The sequence below is a fragment of the Clavibacter quasicaliforniensis genome, from assembly GCF_051201715.1.
Taxonomy (GTDB): domain Bacteria; phylum Actinomycetota; class Actinomycetes; order Actinomycetales; family Microbacteriaceae; genus Clavibacter; species Clavibacter seminis.
On record NZ_CP139624.1, the window covers coordinates 2,355,431 to 2,372,225 of the forward strand.

Below are 16,795 nucleotides of genomic sequence, written 5' to 3' on the forward strand. Positions count from 1 at the left end.
GAGGGCGGTCACGCGGACTGCACGTTCCAGATGACGTCCATCCGGTAGACCATGATCGCGATGGCGAGGCACGACGCCCCCAGGATGATCGTGCTCCAGCGCGTGCGCTCGACCAGCGCCCAGAAGATCGCGAGCGGCGGGATCACGAGGCCGCTCAGCAGGTAGGCGTAGAACTCGATCAGGCTGCCCGACGGCGGGTTGCCGACCGCGGGCGCGACGATCGCGATGACGAGCTGGACCACGAGCAGCACCTCGACGAGCGCGGTCGGCAGCACCGTGAGGTCGCTCGGCTTCCGCCCGATCGCGCCGACGACGAGGCACAGGACGCCCGCGACGACCGCGACGGCGACCTGCGCGACCGTGAACCAGCCGATCACGAGGCGCCCCGGTCGTCGGACGGGAAGTTGACGATGGACGTGCCGGTGCGGCCGCGGAAGCCGACCAGCCCCACGAGCCGGCCGTCGGGCGCGACCGCGGCGAGCGGATCCTCCGTCGGCGCCTCGTCGGGCGTCGTGAGCTTCTTGCCGTGCCCGAGGTCGACGGCCTCCTGCTCGGTGAGGTGCAGCACGTCGAAGAGGCGCGCGGCGGCGTCGGCCGGCGGGATGAGGCGGTCGGCGACGACCATCTCGTCGATCGGGACAGCGTCGTCGACGTGGAAGGGACCGACGCGGGTGCGGCGGAGCGCGGTGAGGTGCCCGCCGACGCCGAGCGCGCGTCCGAGGTCGCGCGCGAGCGCCCGCACGTAGGTGCCGGACGAGCAGGTGATGCGGACGTCGAGGTCGAGCTGCGCGCCGTCCTCCTCGCCCTCCTCGGGCTCCACCGCGTCGAAGCGCAGCACGTCGAACGCGGAGACGGTGACCTCGCGCGCGGCGAGCTCGACGTCCTCGCCGGCGCGGACGCGGGCGTAGGCGCGCTTGCCGTCGACCTTGATGGCGCTCACGGCGCTCGGCACCTGCGAGATCGTGCCGCGGAGGTCGGCGACGGCGCGCTCCACGTCGGCGACGGCGAGGTCGCGGATCCGCCCGGGCTCGGCACGGGAGACGACCTCGCCCTCGCGGTCGTCCGTGGTGGTGGCGCGACCGAGGCGGATCGTCGCCAGGTACTCCTTGTCGAGGCCGACGAGGTAGGTGAGCAGGCGCGTGGAGCTGTTGACGCCGAGGATCATGAGGCCCGTCGCCATCGGGTCGAGCGTGCCCGCGTGCCCGACCTTGCGGGTGCCGGCGAGGCGGCGCGTGCGGGCGACGAGGTCGTGGCTCGTCCACTCCCCGCGCTTGTCGATGAGGAGCAGGCCGCTCGCGGTGGAGGGCGCGGCGCGGGGGGTCGGGGTTTCCATGGCCCCACCATCATGCCGTGCCCGGCGGTGCCCCCGGCTCCCTCGGATCCGCCCGGCCTAGGATCGAGGGCGTCGGAGGAGGACGCGTGCGGATCGGTGTCTTGGGTGCTGGCGCGGTCGGGGGCACGCTCGCGGCGCTCCTCGAACGGGCCGGCCACGAGGTCGACGTCACCGCGCGCGGCCCGCATCTCCGGGCGATCCAGGACCGCGCCCTGCGCCTCGCCGGCGGCTACGGCGACCACGTCGCGCGCGTCGCGGCGGCCGAGCGGCTGGGCCGCCCGCCCGAGCTCGCGATCGTGGCCACCAAGATCGCCGACGCCCGCGACGCCATGACGGAGAACGCGGGCTGGCTCCGCGGCATCCCCGTGCTCGTCGTGCAGAACGGCCTCTCCGCGATCACGATGGGCGTCGAGTGCCTGCCGCGCTCGCAGGTCGTGGGCGGGCTCGCGCTCGCGGCGACATCGCTCACCGAGCCCGGGCTCGTCACGGTCACGTCGCCCGCAGGCATGCAGATCGGCTCCGCGGACGGCCCCGGCGGTGCCGGGATCGCCCTCGTGCGCGAGGTCCTGGATCCCGTCATGCCGATCACGGTCGCCCCCGACTTCCGCGGCGCCCAGTGGACCAAGCTCGTCATCAACGGGATCAACGCGGTGCCGGCCGTCACCGGCCTCAGCGTGCAGGCCGTCATCGCGGAGCCCGTGCTCCGGCGCATCGTCACGCGCGCCATGCAGGAGACCGTGCGCACGGGCCTCGCCCGCGGGGTGACGTTCGGCCGGCTCGGCGGCCTCACCCACCGCCGCCTGCGGCTGTTCGCCTCGCTGCCGCTCCCCCTCGCCGAGCGTCTGCCGGTGTCGCTCGCCCGGAACATGGGGCAGGTGCCGAACCCCGGGTCGACGCTGCAGAGCATCCGCCGCAACCGCCTCACCGAGGTGGATCACCTCAACGGCGCGGTCTCGGCCCTCGCGCCCGGCGCCGGCCAGGACGCGCGCGTCAACGCCGCGCTGGTGCAGCTCGTGCACGGCGTGGAGGCCAGCGGCCGGCACATCTCCCCCGCGGAGCTCGCCCGGCTCGTGCCGCGCTGATCCCGGCTCCCGAACCGTCGGCGGGCGAGCCGCCGGACGCCGGAGGCCTCAGCAGCTGTCGGCGAAGACGCGGCGCGGGAGCTCGGGGTCGGTGACGTCCACGATCATGGTCGCCGCGCGTCGCGGGTTGACCTGCCGGATGTAGCGGGCGTGCGCCTCCTGGACCGCGGATCCGGCGTCGCCACCCGAGGTCGCGAGCGGCTCGTCGGGCAGCAGCAGGTAGACGACGGCGTTCCAGAGGCCGCGGAGCTCCGGGGCCTGCAGGGCGTCCCCCGCGACGACGAGCACGGCGTCGTCGGGTGCGTCCGTCACGGCGTCCCCGTCGGGTCGCAGCGCGAACGCGCTGCCGGGCTTCCGGAACGGCCGCACGAGCCTGTCGCGGAGGGCATCAGCGGCAGGAGCGCCGCCGTCGGAGGCGAAGTCCGCGGCCGCGACGACGTACGCCCCGCGGCCGTCCGTGCGCAGCACGTCCGCGAGGTCGTGCGCGAACGCGTTCGGGTCCGCGAGCGGCCCGCCGTCCACCGCGAGGAACGCGCGTCCATGGCCGTAGTTGTGCAGGAACTCGTCGGCGAGCGAGGCGAGGACCTCGGCGCGGGAGGCGCGGTACAGGGGCATGCGCCGAGCCTAGGCTCATCGTCTCGTACGCTGGCCGGATGCCGGAGACCGCCCTCGCCCGAGATGTGAACGCGTGGTTCCGGGAGAACGCCCGCGACCTGCCGTGGCGCCGCGAGGGCTTCGGATCCTGGGGGATCCTCGTCAGCGAGTTCATGCTGCAGCAGACGCCCGTGGTCCGCGTGATCCCGCGGCTCGAGGAGTGGCTCGCGCGCTGGCCCGTGCCCGCGGCCCTCGCCTCGACGCCCGCCAGCGAGGCCGTCCGCGCATGGGGCCGGCTGGGCTACCCGCGGCGCGCGCTGAACCTGCACGCGTGCGCGGTCGCGATCGTCGAGCGGCACGGCGGCGAGGTGCCGGAGGACGTGGATGCCCTGCTCGACCTGCCCGGTGTCGGTCCGTACACGGCGCGCGCGGTCGCGGCGTTCGCCTTCGGCCACCGCCATCCCGTGGTCGACATCAACGTGCGGCGGGTGCTCGCACGCGCGATCGCCGGCCAGGGCGACCCCGGACCGGCGCGCACGACCGTCGACCTCCAGGCGATGGAGGCGCAGCTGCCCGACGACGTCGCGGAGGCGCGCGTGTTCAACGCCGGCGCCATGGAGCTCGGAGCGGTGATCTGCACGGCCCGCGCGCCGCGCTGCGACGACTGCCCGGTCCGCGACCTGTGCGCATGGCGCGCCGCGGGGTACCCGGCCTACGACGGGCCGGCGCGCGTCGTGCAGAAGCGGTTCGAGGGATCCGACCGCCAGGTGCGCGGCCTCCTCCTCGCCGAGCTGCGGTCGAGCCACTCCCCCGTGAGCGCGGCCGACCTCGCGACCGCGTGGCCGGAGCCCGTGCAGCGCGGGCGCGCCCTCGACGGCCTGCTCGCCGACGGGCTCGCGGTGCGCCAGCCCGACGGGACGTACGCCCTGCCGAGCTGACGCGCGGCGGTCGAACGGCGCGGACGCCGACCGACCGGGTGGATCAGTGGGCGGGCTCGTACCCGGGCGCCGAGCGGTCGACGTCGTCGCCGTCCTCGTCGCCCTCGTCGTCGTCCTCGTCGTCCTCGTCCTCCCCGATCACACGGGGCTTGACGTACGGGTCCTCGTCGCCCGCGTAGACGCCGGCCTTCGCCTGCGCCTGCACGTCCGCGTCGCGCCGACGCGCCTCCTCCAGGAGGGCGTCGATCGCGGCCGCGTTCTCGGGCACGCCGTCGAGGATGAACTCGAGCGACGGCGTGAGGCGCGCGGTGATGTTCTTGCCCACCTCGCTGCGGAGCATGCCGGTGGCCGACTTGAGGGCCGCTGCCGTGTCGGCGCGCTCCTCGTCGGTGCCGTAGACCGTGTAGAAGATGCTGGCGTGCTGCAGGTCGCCCGTGACGCGCACGTCGGTGACGGTCACGAAGCCGAGCCGCGGGTCCTTGATGCCACGGTCGAGCTTGCGCGCGACGATCTCCTTGATGCGGTCGGCCATCTTCCTGGCCCTCGCGTGATCGACCATGGTCGACGTCCTTCCGTGACGCTGCTCGCCGGGCGTGCTCGTCCGGCGTCGTGCTCGTGCCCCGCGGATCGCGGGACGGGGAGGGCCCCGCTCCCCTGGTGGGGAGCGGGGCCCGGATCGGCCGGGGTCAGACCCGCGGCTTCTCCTTCATCTCGATCGTCTCGATCTCGTCGCCGATCTGGATGTCGTTGAACTTGCCGAGGCCGATGCCCGCCTCGAAGTCCGTGCGGACCTCGGACACGTCGTCCTTGAACCGGCGCAGCGACTCGATGGCCAGGCTGTCGCCCACCACCACGCCGTCGCGGATGACCCGCGCCTTGGCGTTCCTGGTGATGGTGCCCGAGCGGACGATGACACCCGCGATGTTGCCGAACTTGGAGGAGCGGAACACCTCGCGGATCTCGGCGACGCCGGACTGGACCTCCTCGAACTCGGGCTTGAGCATGCCCGTGAGGCTCGACTCGATCTCCTCGAGCGCCGAGTAGATGACGCTGTAGAAGCGGATGTCGACGCCCTCGCGAGCCGCACGTGCACGGGCCTTCGGGTCGGGGCGGACGTTGAACCCGATGATGATCGCGTTGTCGATCGTCGCCAGGTTGACGTCGCTCTCGGTGACCGCTCCGACGCCGCGGTGGATGATCCGCAGCTGCACGGAGTCGTCCACCTCGATCTTCATGAGCGACTCCTCCAGCGCCTCGACGGCACCGGACACGTCGCCCTTGATGATGAGGTTGAGCGACTCGACCTTGCCCTCCTCCAGCGCACGCGTGAAGTCCTCGAGGCTGATGCGCTTGCGGGCCTTGGCCAGCTGGGCGTTGCGCTCTACGGCCTCGCGCTTCTCGGCGATCTGACGGGCGGTGCGGTCCTCCTCGGTGACGAGGAAGGTGTCGCCCGCGCCGGGGACCGACGAGAGGCCCTGGACCTGGACGGGCCGCGAGGGGTAGGCCTCGTGGACCGCGTCGCCGTTCTCGTCCATCATCGCCCGGACGCGGCCGTAGGCCGTGCCCGCCACGATGGCGTCGCCCACGCGGAGCGTGCCCGACTGGATGAGGACGGTCGCGACCGCACCGCGGCCCTTGTCGAGGCGGGCCTCGATGGCCACGCCGCGCGCGTCCTTGTTCGGGTTGCTGCGCAGGTCGAGCCCGGCGTCGGCGGTGAGCAGGACGGCCTCGAGGAGGTCCTCCACGCCCTTGCCGGTGAGCGCCGAGACGTCGACGAACATGACGTCTCCGCCGTACTCCTCGGCGACCAGGCCGTACTCGGTGAGCTGCTGGCGCACCTTGGCGGGGTTGGCCCCCTCCTTGTCGACCTTGTTGACCGCGACCACGATCGGCACGTTCGCCGCCTGGGCGTGGTTCAGGGCCTCCACCGTCTGCGGCATGATGCCGTCGTCGGCCGCGACCACGAGGATCGCGATGTCGGTGACCTGCGCACCACGGGCGCGCATGGCGGTGAACGCCTCGTGGCCCGGGGTGTCGATGAAGGTGATGGCGCGCTCGTAGCCCTCGTGCGGCGCCCAGACCTGGTACGCGCCGATGTGCTGCGTGATGCCGCCCGCTTCGCCCTCGATGACGTTGGCGTTGCGGATGGCGTCGAGCAGACGGGTCTTTCCGTGGTCGACGTGGCCCATGACGGTGACGACGGGCGGCCGGATCTCCAGCACGTCGTCGTCCTCGTCCTCGAGCTCCTGGTCGAGGTCGATGTCGAAGCCCTCGAGCAGCTCGCGGTCCTCGTCCTCCGGGGAGACGACCTGGATCTTGTAGCCGAGCTCCGTGCCGAGCACCTCGAAGGTGGCCTCGTCGAGCGACTCGGTCGCCGTGGCCATCTCACCGAGGTGGAACAGCACGGTCACCAGGTTGCCGGGGCTCGCGTCGATCTTGTCGGCGAAGTCCGAGATGGACGCGCCGCGACGCAGGCGGACGATGGTGTTGCCGTCGCCGCGGGGGACGCTGACGCCACCCAGCGACGGGGCCTCGCGCAGCTCGAACTCGGCCCTCTTCGTCCGCTTCGACTTGCGCGACTTGCTCTTGCCGCCGCCGCGCCCGAAGGCGCCGGCGGTGCCGCCGCCGGGGCCGCGACCACGACCGCCGCCGCCGGGACGACCGGCGAAGCCGCCGGCCGGACGCTGGAAGCCGCCGGCTGCGGGGGCGCCGGGGCGTCCCGCTCCGCCGGGTGCTCCGCCGGGGCGACCCGCGCCCGCGGGACGCTGGCCGAAGCCGGCCGGGCGTGCACCCTGGCCGACGCCGCCGGGACGCGGGGCGCCGGGGCGGGGGGATCCGGGACGGGGAGCGGCCGGACGGGGGCCTGCGGCTCCCGCGGCGGGACGCTGGCCCATGCCTTGGTTGCTCGCGAACGGGTTGTTGCCCGGGCGGGGCTTGGTGCCCATGCCCTGGTTGCTCGCGAAGGGGTTGTTGCCGGGGCGCGGGGCGGCCGGACGCGGGATCCCGGGGCGCGGGATGCCGTTCGAGGGGGCCGGGGCGCTGCCGGCGTCCGGGCGCGGGGCGCTCGGGGTCTCGGCGGCCGGGGCGTCGGGGGTGGCGGACGCGGCCGACTTCTCGGCCTGCGCCTTCTCCTCCGCGGCGGCCTTGCGGCTCGCCTCGGCCTGGGCCTGGCGCTCCGCGACGGTCAGCGGCTTCGCCGGGACCGGGACGTCGGACGCCTCGGGCGCCTCGACCTCGGGAGCAGCGGTGGGCTGCGGGCCGGGGGTGGGACGGCCGCCCGGCTTGGGAGCCGACGAACGGGCTCCGGGTCGCGGGGCGGACGAGGGGGCCGCGGCGGGTGCCGCTGCCTGTCCGGTGAGGCCGGCGGCCTCGAGGGCCGCCTTGAGCTTGCGGGCCACGGGGGGCTCGATGCTCGACGACGGTCCCTTGACGAACTCGCCCATCTCCTTGAGCTTGGCGAGTGCGGTCTTGCTGTCGACGCCGATCTCGGCGGCGATCTCGTGTACGCGTGGTTTAGCCACTGTTCTCCTGTCTGGGGGTCCTCTCCCAGGCAGGAGGGGACCGCTAGTGCTGGACGGATCTCATTTCGAGCCGCTCATTAGTTGTCCATGTGCCGTTCAGCCTGTTCTCTCGGATGCTCGCGCGCTCGGCTGGGCCGCGAGCCGCTCTCGTAGTCCCCCAAGAGCTGCGGGGTCGAGCGCCGCGTCGCTCCGCAGGGCCCGCCCGAAGGCACGCCGCGCGATCGCTCTGTCGATGCACTCGATGGTCGGATGGATCCACGCGCCCCTGCCGGCCATCACCGCGCGCTCGTCGAGGACGAGGGAGCTGGTGGGGGGATCGGCGACGATCCGCAGTAGCGCGGACCTCGGGGCACGCCGACGACAGCCGACGCACGTTCTTACCGGATCCATACTACCCCCTCCGTCCGGCGGCGGGGAGGCCGGGTCGCGGCGGGCGGCGCTCAGTCGTCGCCCTCGAGGATCGAGTCGGGCTGGATGTCGATCTTCGCGCCCGTGAGCTTGGCCGCGAGGCGGGCGTTCTGGCCCTCCTTGCCGATGGCGAGCGACAGCTGGTAGTCCGGCACGAGCGCGCGGACGGCCTTCGTCGCCTGGTCGATGACGAACGAGCTCGTGACGCGGGCAGGCGAGAGCGCGTTGCCGACGAACACGGGCAGCGACTCGGAGTAGTCGACGATGTCGATCTTCTCGTCGTTGAGCTCCGCGGTGACGGCGCGGACGCGCTGCCCCAGCTCGCCGATGCAGGCGCCCTTGGCGTTGATGCCCGGCTCGGTCGCGCGCACCGCGATCTTGGTGCGGTGCCCGGCCTCGCGGGCGAGCGACACGATCTCGACGAGGCCCTGCGCGATCTCCGGCACCTCGAGCGCGAACAGCTTCCGGACGAGGGACGGGTGCGTGCGCGAGACCGTGATCTGCGGGCCCTTCGCGCCGCGGGAGACGCTCGTGACGTAGACGCGCAGGCGCGAGCCGTGCACGTACTTCTCGCCGGGGACCTGCTCCTCGGGCGGGAGGATCGCCTCGATGGTGCCGAGGTCGACGTGGATCATCCGCGGGTTCGGGCCCTGCTGGACGACGCCCGCGACGATGTCGCCCTCGCGGCCCTTGAACTCGCCGAGGATGCGGTCGTCGCCGATGTCACGCAGGCGCTGGTTGATGACCTGCTTCGCGGCGAAGGCGGCGATGCGGCCGAAGTCGCTCGGGCTGTCCTCGGACTCGCCGATGACGAGGCCGTCCTCGTCGAGCTCCGGGACGTGCACGGAGACGTGGCCGGACTTGCGGTCCAGGTGCACGCGGGCGGGGGGCACGCCGTCGGCGACGGGCTTGGCGTCGGCCTGGTCGGTGTGCTTGAGGTAGGCGGTGAGGATGGCCTGCTCGATGATCGAGACGAGCTCCTCGAACGGGATCTCGCGCTCGCGCTCCATCAGGCGCAAGACGCTCAGGTCGATGTCCACGGTGCGACTCCTCTATTCGGTTGGAAACACTCGAGGCTACCCGACCGGGAGCGGTCGGGCAGCCTCGGGCGGGGGCGCGGTTCGGATCAGCGGTCGGCGGTGAGCGCGCCCACGACGTCGGCGAGCGCGACGGGCGTGCGCTCGTTCGTGCGTCGGTCCCAGAGCTCGGCCATGCCGTCGACCGCGCCGCGGCCGACGATGACGATGGTGGGCACCCCGATGAGCTCGGCGTCGCCGAACTTCACGCCGGGCGACACCTTGGGGCGGTCGTCGAAGAGCACGTCGAGGCCCGCGGCGTCGAGCGCGTCGACGAGCTCCTCGGATGCGGAGGCGATCTCGTCGCCCTTGCCGGTCATGACGACGTGCACGTCGAACGGGCTGATGGACGCGGGCCAGAGGAGGCCGCGGCCGTCCTGCGTGGCCTCGGCGACGAGCGCGAGGTTGCGCGTGATGCCGATGCCGTAGGACCCCATCGTGACGGTGACGAGCTTGCCGTTCTCGTCGAGCACCTTGAGGCCGAGGGCCTCCGCGTACATGCGGCCGAGCTCGAAGACGTGCCCGATCTCGGTGCCGCGCGCGGTTCTGATGGGGCCGGATCCGTCGGGGGCGGGGTCGCCGTCGCGCACGTCGGCCGCCTCCACGACGCCGTCGGGCGTGAAGTCGCGGCCGGCGACGAGCGAGAGCACGTGCTTCCCGGCGACGTTGGCGCCCGTGATCCACGAGCTGCCGTCGACCACGCGGGGGTCGACCACGTAGCGCACCTTCGTGGTGGACGTGGATCCGAGGACGGGGCCCTCGGGCGACCACGGGCCGATGTAGCCCTTCACGAGGCCGGGCTGCTTCGCGAGGTCGCCATCGGTGGCGGGCTCGACCTCGGCGGGGAAGAACGCCACCTCGGCGCGCTTGAGGTCGATGTCGCGGTCGCCGGGGATCCCCACGACGACGAGCTCGCGCGTGCCGTCGAGGTGGGTGAGCGCGAGCACGATGTTCTTCAGCGTGTCGGCGGCGGTCCACGCGCGGCCGTCCTCGCGGGGCTCGCGGGCGTTCGCGAGGTCGACGAGGGTGGCGATGGTGGGGGTGTCGGGCGAGTCGAAGACGCGCGCGGCGGGCTGGCCCTCGATGGGGATCGACTCCGGCACGAGCGTCGTGAACGCCTCGACGTTGGCCGCGTAGCCGCCGGGGCTGCGCACGAACGTGTCCTCGCCGATGGGCGTGGGGTGCAGGAACTCCTCGCTCTTGGACCCGCCCATGGCGCCCGCGTCGGCCGCGACGATGACGTACTCGAGGCCGAGGCGCTGGAAGATCCGCTCGTAGGCGTCGCGCTGGGCCTGGTAGCTGACGGCGAGGCCGGCGTCGGTGTGGTCGAAGGAGTACGCGTCCTTCATCGTGAACTCGCGGCCGCGCAGGATGCCCGCGCGGGGGCGGGCCTCGTCGCGGTACTTGTCCTGGATCTGGTAGATCGACAGGGGCAGGTCCTTGTACGACGAGTAGAGGTCCTTCACGAGCAGCGCGAAGAACTCCTCGTGGGTGGGGGCGAGCACCATGGGCGCGCGCTTGCGGTCCTCGAGGCGGAACATCCCGGGGCCGTACTCGTCGTAGCGGCCGGTGGCCTGGTACGGCTCGGCGGGCAGGAGCGCGGGGAAGTGCACCTCCTGGGCGCCGATGCGCTCCATCTCCTCGCGGACGATGGCCTCGACCTTGTTCTTGACCCGGAGGCCGAGCGGCAGCCAGGCGAAGATGCCGGGGGCCTGGCGGCGGATGTAGCCGGCGCGCACGAGGAGGCGGTGGCTGGCGACCTCGGCGTCGACGGGATCTTCCCTGAGGGTGCGGACGAAGAGCTTGGAGAGGCGTGTGGACACCGGATCAGCCTAGCGATCCGACCGGGCCCGCTCAGCGCGCGGCGGCGTCCGAGAGGCGGAGGCGCTCGAAGCCCTCGTCGAGGGAGACCGCGGGGGTCCAGCCGAGCGCGCGACGCGTCTCGCGCTGGTCGAACCAGTGCGCGGTGGAGAGCTGCTCGGCGAGGAAGCGGGTCATGGGCGGCTCGTCGGATCCGGGGCGCACGGCCCACACGCGCTCGACCGCTCCCCCGGCGGCGCGGGCGAGGGCGGCGGGCACGCGGATCCGCGGGGCGGGCACCCCGGCCGCGCGGCACATGCCCGCGAGCAGCTCGGCGACGGGTCGCGGCTCGCCGTTGGTGACGACGTAGGCGCGGCCGTGCGCTGTGTCCGCTGCGTCGAGCGCGGCGACGATCGCGTCTGCGGCGTTGTCGCGGTAGACGGTGTCGATGAGCGCGGCGCCGTGGCCGAGGAGCGGGAGGCGTCCGCGGGCGGCCCGGTCGACGATGCGGGCGACGAGCTGCGTGTCGCCGGGGCCCCAGACGAGGTGCGGGCGGACGGCGAGGACGCGCATCGCCGGGTCGTCGGCGGCCAGCGCGATGAGCTCGCCCTCGGCCTTGGTGCGGGCGTAGTCGCCGCGGGCGCGCACCGGGTCCGCGGGTCCGGCGCCGTCGCCCGTGATGGAGAGGCCCGTGTGCGCGACCGACGGCGAGGAGACGTGGACGAAGCGGGAGACGCCCGCCGCGCGCGCCGCCCGGAGGAGCGCGCGCGTGCCCTCGACGTTGACGGCGCGGAAGTCGGCCGGGTCGCCCGCGAGCGAGACCTTGGCGGCGAGGTGGATCACGGCGTCGACCCCGTCGACCGCGCGGACGACGGAGGCCTGGTCGGTGACGCTGCCGCGGAGGTCGACGACCGCTCCCGGCACGGGCGAGGTGCCGCTCGCCGCGAGGCCGGACGGCTGGCGCTGGAAGGTGCGGACCGCGTGCCCGGCCGCCGCGAGACGCTCGGCGACGGCGCGGCCGAGCATGCCGCTGGCGCCCGTGACGAGGACGATCACGGCGCGCTCACCCGGCCGCCCGCGAGGATCCCGGCGGCCCAGCGGCCGAGGCGCGCGCGGTCGACCTTGGAGTTGTGGCGGACGTCGGTCGGCAGGACGGGGACGACGATCACGGCCGCGACGGGGATGCCGACCGCGGCGCGCACGGCAGCGGCGAGATCCGGATCCGCGAGGCCGACCCGGCGCGCGGCCGGCTCGCTCTCGACGACGAGGACGAGCTGCTGCACGCCAGCCGGACCGACGCCCACGGCGGCCGCGCGGCCGACGCCCGGCGCGGACTCCGCGCGCTGCTCGGGGCCGACGGGCGTGAGCACGCCGTCGGCCGTCGTGATCACATGCGGCAGTCGGCCCTCGATCCAGAGCGCGCCCGTGGCGTCGAGGTGGCCGACGTCGCCCGTGCGGTGGCGGCGGATCCCGTCTGCCGAGTCGCGGCGGGCCGCGCGGTCGGTGACGTGCAGGCGGTCGTACCGGTCGTGCACGTGCGGCGCGGACGCGACGATCTCGCCCGTGATGCCGGGCTCGTCGGTGAGTGCACCGGTCGCGGCGCCGTCGGCGTCGAGGGGGCTGATGCGGATCGCGGCGGGGTCGACGGGCGCGCCGACGCACACGCCGGCGTCACCGCGGAGGGCGGCGGCGCGGATCCCCTCGAGGGTCACGTCGGTCAGCAGCAGCCCCTCGGTCATGCCGTACGGCGTGTGCACCTCGGCGGCCGGCACGAGCGCGGCAGCGCGCGTGAGCAGCGCCTCCGAGAGCGGGGCGCCCGCGGAGAGCAGCGAGCGGACCCGGCCGAGCACCTCCCGATCGGCGGCCGAGAGGGCGTCCGTGGTGGCGACCACGTTGGCGAGCGCGGCGGGCGACGCGAAGACGACCGTGGCGTCCGCGGCGCGGGCCGCGGCGGCGAGGGCGGACGCGGTGAGGTCGCGCGGGCGGGTCACGTCCATGTCGGGCGTGACGCTCGTGGCGCCGAGCGCGGGACCGAGCAGGGCGAACGGCGCGAACCCGGCGACGAGGCCGGTGCCGACACCCACGTCGAAGCGGGAGCCGAGGGTGTCGCGGAGCGCTGCGAGCTGGCGGTTCGTGTAGACGACGCCCTTGGCGGGGCCGGTGGATCCGGAGGTGAAGAGGATCGCGGCGTCGTCGTCCGCAGCGGGCTCGGGCGGGAGGACCTGCGCGCGGCCGTCGCGGGCGATCTGCGGCAGGCTCGCGGCGACGCCGAGCGCGCCGGCGACGGGCGGCGCGAGCGTGGTGACGGAGATGCGCTCCCCCGGCCACCCGAGGGCGCGCGCGAGGGCGAGGCCGGCGGGGATGCCGACGACCATGTCGGGGCGGGATCCGGCGACGGCGCGCCCGAGGCCCTTCACGCCGAGGCCGGCGTCGGCGACCACGACGATCACGCCGATGCGGAGGCACGCGTAGAGGAGGGCCGTGAGGTCGGCACCGGGCGGGACGAGCAGCGAGACGCGGTCGCCGGCGCGGAGGCCGCGCGCGTGCAGGCCCGCCGCGATCTCGCGGACGCGCCGCGAGAGCAGCCGCCAGGAGACGGTGCGCGGGCCGCCGCCGCCGCGCGGCGCCATCTCGACGAGGACGGGCGCGTCGCAGTCGCGCAGCTCCTCGAGGAGGGCGCCGAGCAGGCGGACGGGCGGGGAGGCGACGGCGGCGGCGGCCGGAGCGGAGGCGGGCGCGGATCCCGGCGCGACCCGATCCGCGAGCCAGTCGAGCGCGGCCGACGCGTAGTCGTGGTCCTCCGCGACCAGGTGCCCGGCGCCCTCCACCCGGTGCACGTCGGCGTGCGGCAGGCGCTCGAGGAGGTCGGACAGGTAGACGTCGCTGAAGATCGGGTCGCGCGGTCCCCAGACGAACAGGGCCGGCAGGTCGAGGTCGCGGAGGCCCTCGGCGATGGACGTGAGGGTCGCGTGGCTCGGGTGCGCGGGGCCCACGGGGATGTCTGCGACGAAGCCGCGGATCCCGACGCGGCGGTCGGCACCGCGGTACGGCGCCGCGAACGCGCGACGCACGGCCGGGTCGAGCGGCGGGTGCGCGAGCGCGAGCGTGGTGGCGAGGAAGCCGGGCGTGCCACGGGTGGCAGCGTCGTGGATCCCGGTGGCGAGCGCCAGGCGCAGCGGCCACGGGATGGGCACGCCCTCCTCCTGGTGCACGGCCGTGTTGAGCGCCATTACGCCCGCCAGCACGTCGCGGTTGCGGAGCGCCCAGCCGAGGCTGATCACTCCGCCCCAGTCGTGGCCGAGCGTGACGACGGGGCCGGTGGCGCCCGATCCCGAGAACCCGAGCTCGTCGGTCAGCGCCTGGAGGTCGTCGAGCCGCGTCGGCAGCGTGCGCGCCTCGCCCGTGCGCTCGGAGAAGCCCATGTCGAGCTGGTCGACGGCGACCACGCGCCAGGCCGGCCGCGACGGATCCCGCTCGGCGCGCGCCAGCGACTCCGCCGCGATGCGCCGCCACAGGTACGACCAGGTGGGGTTGCCGTGCACGCAGAGGATCGTGCCCGCGACGGGCGCGCCCGTGGCCGCGAGCCGCTCCCCCGTGTCGAGCAGGTGCCAGCCGTGGCCGCCCGCGCGCACGACGCGCGACCATTCGGGATCGAGCCCGGGCAGCGGCCGCCCGTCGGGGCCCGTCACGGGGACGGTCGCCGGGGCGACCGCGGCCGATGCGCTCACGCCGCGGCTACCAGAGGATCTCGGTCATGGCCGTGTTGAGGCCGGAGCCCACGCCCATGCAGAGCACGCGGTCGCCGCGGCTGAGGCTGTCGGCCTGGTCGGCGAGCGTGATGGGGATGCTCGCGGGCCCGACGTTGCCGTAGCGCGGGTAGGTCAGCGGCACGCGCGACTTGTCGAGCTTCGCGGCCTTGACGATGGCGTTCGTGTGCACGTCCGAGACCTGGTGGAGGATGTAGCGGTCCATGTCGGACCAGTCCCAGTCGTCCTGCGCGGCTTCCTTCCACGCGTCGACGACGAGCTCCATCCCGCCGCGGAGCAGCTCCTTCGTGTCGGTGAACATGCCGTCGACGTCGCCGATGCAGAGCTCGTGGTGCTGGGTGGCCGCGCGCGTGACGCCGCCGAGGATCCGGTGCCCCTCCGGGTGGTCGCTCGTGCGCCCGAGGACGGCCGCCGCCGCGCCCGCGCCGAGGGTGAGGCTGGGGAACTCGCTGAGGAAGTCGGCGCGCGTGGTCTCCGGGCGGAGCAGGCGCGCGACCGTGTTGTGGCGGATCTCGCCGGCGTCCTCGCCGTCGACGATCATCGCGTAGTCGATCTGGCCCGAGTCGATGAGGTGGCCGGCGAGCGTCATCGCGTTGACGAAGCCGAGGCACGCGTTGGCGATGTCGAAGTTGAGGGCGGACGACGGGAGCCCGAGCCCGTTGTGGATGCTGACCGCGACGCTCGGCTCGAGGTGCGCGCGCGTGACGGACGTGTTGATGAGCAGCCCGATCTGCGACGCCTCGACGCCGGCCTGCGCGAGCGCCTTGCGCCCGGCCTCGGTCGCGGCCGCGTCGAAGGACATGGACTTGTCCCAGTTGCGTCGCTCGAGCACGCCCGCGACGCGCTGCAGGAGACCGGTGGGGAGGCGGAGCCGGGACAGCACGGGCTTCAGGCGGTCGTCGATCTCGACGGAGGTCACGGTGTGCGGGGCGAGGACGCTGGCGAGCCCCAGCAGGGAGGTGTTCCGATGCCGGAATGTGGCGTTACCGTTCAACAGCATCCTCAGTTCGTGGGGCGGTCCGCCGGGCGGACGACTAGCAGAGCCTACGCGCAGCCGGCGCGCGCGGACGCACGCCGCCCGGGCGGGCGGGTGGGGAGAGAGCGGACTAGACCAGGATCTCGGGGCTGCCGATGGATCCGGCGGGCATCTCCGCGGCGAGGCGGTTGGCCTCCTCGATGAGGGTCTGGACGATCTCGGCCTCGGGCACGGTCTTGATGACCTCGCCCTTGACGAAGATCTGCCCGCGGCCGTTGCCGGACGCCACGCCGAGCTCGGCCTCGCGGGCCTCGCCGGGCCCGTTCACGACGCAGCCCATGACGGCGACGCGCAGCGGCACGTTGACGTGCTTGAGGCCCTCGGTGACCTGCTCGGCGAGCGAGTAGACGTCGACCTGGGCGCGGCCGCAGCTCGGGCAGGAGACGATCTCGAGCTTGCGCTCGCGGAGGTTGAGCGACTGCAGGATCTGCAGGCCCACCTTCACCTCCTCGGCCGGCGGCGCGGAGAGGGAGACGCGGATGGTGTCGCCGATGCCCTCGGAGAGCAGGATCCCGAACGCCGTGGCGCTCTTGATGGTGCCCTGGAATGCGGGGCCCGCCTCGGTGACGCCGAGGTGCAGGGGCCAGTCGCCGCGCTCGGCGAGCAGGCGGTACGCCTTCACCATGATGACGGGGTCGTTGTGCTTGACCGAGATCTTGAAGTCGTGGAAGTCGTGCTCCTCGAAGAGGCTGGCCTCCCAGACGGCGGACTCGACGAGCGCCTCGGGCGTGGCCTTGCCGTACTTCTGCAGCAGGCTCGGGTGCAGGGATCCGGCGTTGACGCCGATGCGGATCGAGGTGCCCGCGGCCTTGGCGGCCTTCGCGATGGCACCGACCTGGTCGTCGAACTTGCGGATGTTGCCGGGGTTCACGCGCACCGCGCCGACGCCTGCGTCGATGGCGGTGAAGACGTAGCGGGGCTGGAAGTGGATGTCCGCGATGATCGGGATCTGGCTCTTCTTGGCGAGGATGTGCAGCACGTCCGCGTCGTCTTGGTGGGGCACCGCGACGCGCACGATGTCGCAGCCCGTGGCCGTGAGCTCGGCGATCTGCTGGAGCGTGGCGTTGATGTTGGTCGTCTGCGTGGTCGTCATCGACTGGACGCTGACCTGGGCGTTCCCGCCCACCTTCACCTTGCCGACGCTGATCTGACGGGTCTTGCGGCGGGGCGCGAGGACCTCAGGGACCTTCGGCATTCCGAGATTGACTGCTGGCACGGGAAGAGCCTACGTCCGATTCCT

Annotated in this window: 14 protein-coding genes; 2 read left to right on the top strand and 12 right to left on the bottom strand. The window is 73.8% G+C overall.

Annotated features, from left to right (window positions below):
- Positions 1-8: 8 nt before the first annotated feature.
- Both NL142_RS11240 and truB read right to left on the bottom strand, forming a co-directional pair.
- Positions 9-377 (bottom strand): hypothetical protein, encoded by a 369-nt coding sequence (locus tag NL142_RS11240; protein ID WP_194684703.1) that lies wholly within the window; start codon positions 375-377, stop codon positions 9-11.
- Positions 374-1,333 (bottom strand): tRNA pseudouridine(55) synthase TruB, encoded by a 960-nt coding sequence (truB, locus tag NL142_RS11245; RefSeq protein WP_435079556.1) that lies wholly within the window; start codon positions 1,331-1,333, stop codon positions 374-376. Before truB ends, NL142_RS11240 begins: the two co-directional genes overlap by 4 nt.
- Positions 1,334-1,419: 86 nt before the next feature.
- Between truB and NL142_RS11250 the strand changes: the two genes are divergently transcribed.
- The gene (locus NL142_RS11250; protein ID WP_435079558.1) at positions 1,420-2,415 is read left to right on the top strand and encodes a ketopantoate reductase family protein; all 996 of its coding nucleotides are present in this window, start codon (positions 1,420-1,422) and stop codon (positions 2,413-2,415) included.
- 48 nt (positions 2,416-2,463) lie between these two features.
- Here NL142_RS11250 and NL142_RS11255 read toward each other — a convergent pair whose 3' ends face one another.
- Entirely contained in the window at positions 2,464-3,030 is a 567-nt protein-coding gene (locus NL142_RS11255; protein ID WP_435079560.1) for a nucleoside/nucleotide kinase family protein, read from the bottom strand.
- 38 nt (positions 3,031-3,068) lie between these two features.
- Between NL142_RS11255 and NL142_RS11260 the strand changes: the two genes are divergently transcribed.
- A complete protein-coding gene (locus NL142_RS11260; RefSeq protein WP_435079562.1) occupies positions 3,069-3,947 on the top strand; it encodes an HhH-GPD family protein in 879 nt (292 codons plus the stop codon).
- A 43-nt stretch (positions 3,948-3,990) separates the two neighbouring features.
- On the opposite strand, the gene rbfA is transcribed toward NL142_RS11260, so the two are convergent.
- The 9 genes from rbfA to ispG form a co-directional block, all read right to left on the bottom strand.
- Positions 3,991-4,506 carry a 30S ribosome-binding factor RbfA gene (gene rbfA / locus NL142_RS11265; protein ID WP_435079564.1) on the bottom strand — a complete coding sequence of 172 codons (516 nt, stop codon included), beginning with the start codon at positions 4,504-4,506 and terminating at the stop codon, positions 3,991-3,993.
- A 127-nt stretch (positions 4,507-4,633) separates the two neighbouring features.
- Positions 4,634-7,468: a translation initiation factor IF-2 gene (infB, locus tag NL142_RS11270; protein WP_012038839.1), complete on the bottom strand. Its 2,835-nt coding sequence runs from the start codon at positions 7,466-7,468 to the stop codon at positions 4,634-4,636.
- 96 nt (positions 7,469-7,564) lie between these two features.
- Positions 7,565-7,858: a YlxR family protein gene (locus tag NL142_RS11275; protein WP_012038840.1), complete on the bottom strand. Its 294-nt coding sequence runs from the start codon at positions 7,856-7,858 to the stop codon at positions 7,565-7,567.
- Between the two features lie 50 nt (positions 7,859-7,908).
- A complete protein-coding gene (gene nusA / locus NL142_RS11280) occupies positions 7,909-8,916 on the bottom strand; it encodes a transcription termination factor NusA (RefSeq protein WP_119382823.1) in 1,008 nt (335 codons plus the stop codon).
- Positions 8,917-9,002: 86 nt separating this feature from the next.
- The gene (locus NL142_RS11285) at positions 9,003-10,775 is read right to left on the bottom strand and encodes a proline--tRNA ligase (RefSeq protein WP_435079567.1); all 1,773 of its coding nucleotides are present in this window, start codon (positions 10,773-10,775) and stop codon (positions 9,003-9,005) included.
- A 31-nt stretch (positions 10,776-10,806) separates the two neighbouring features.
- Positions 10,807-11,808: an NAD-dependent epimerase/dehydratase family protein gene (locus NL142_RS11290; RefSeq protein ID WP_435079569.1), complete on the bottom strand. Its 1,002-nt coding sequence runs from the start codon at positions 11,806-11,808 to the stop codon at positions 10,807-10,809.
- Positions 11,805-14,480 carry an alpha/beta fold hydrolase gene (locus NL142_RS11295; RefSeq protein WP_435079571.1) on the bottom strand — a complete coding sequence of 892 codons (2,676 nt, stop codon included), beginning with the start codon at positions 14,478-14,480 and terminating at the stop codon, positions 11,805-11,807. The genes NL142_RS11290 and NL142_RS11295 overlap by 4 nt, the downstream gene beginning before the upstream one ends.
- Before the next feature lie 7 nt (positions 14,481-14,487).
- Positions 14,488-15,519, bottom strand: coding sequence for a 3-oxoacyl-ACP synthase III (locus NL142_RS11300; protein WP_194684714.1), 1,032 nt, complete (start codon positions 15,517-15,519; stop codon positions 14,488-14,490).
- 106 nt (positions 15,520-15,625) lie between these two features.
- A complete protein-coding gene (ispG, locus tag NL142_RS11305) occupies positions 15,626-16,771 on the bottom strand; it encodes a flavodoxin-dependent (E)-4-hydroxy-3-methylbut-2-enyl-diphosphate synthase (protein ID WP_172405931.1) in 1,146 nt (381 codons plus the stop codon).
- Positions 16,772-16,795: the final 24 nt, after the last annotated feature.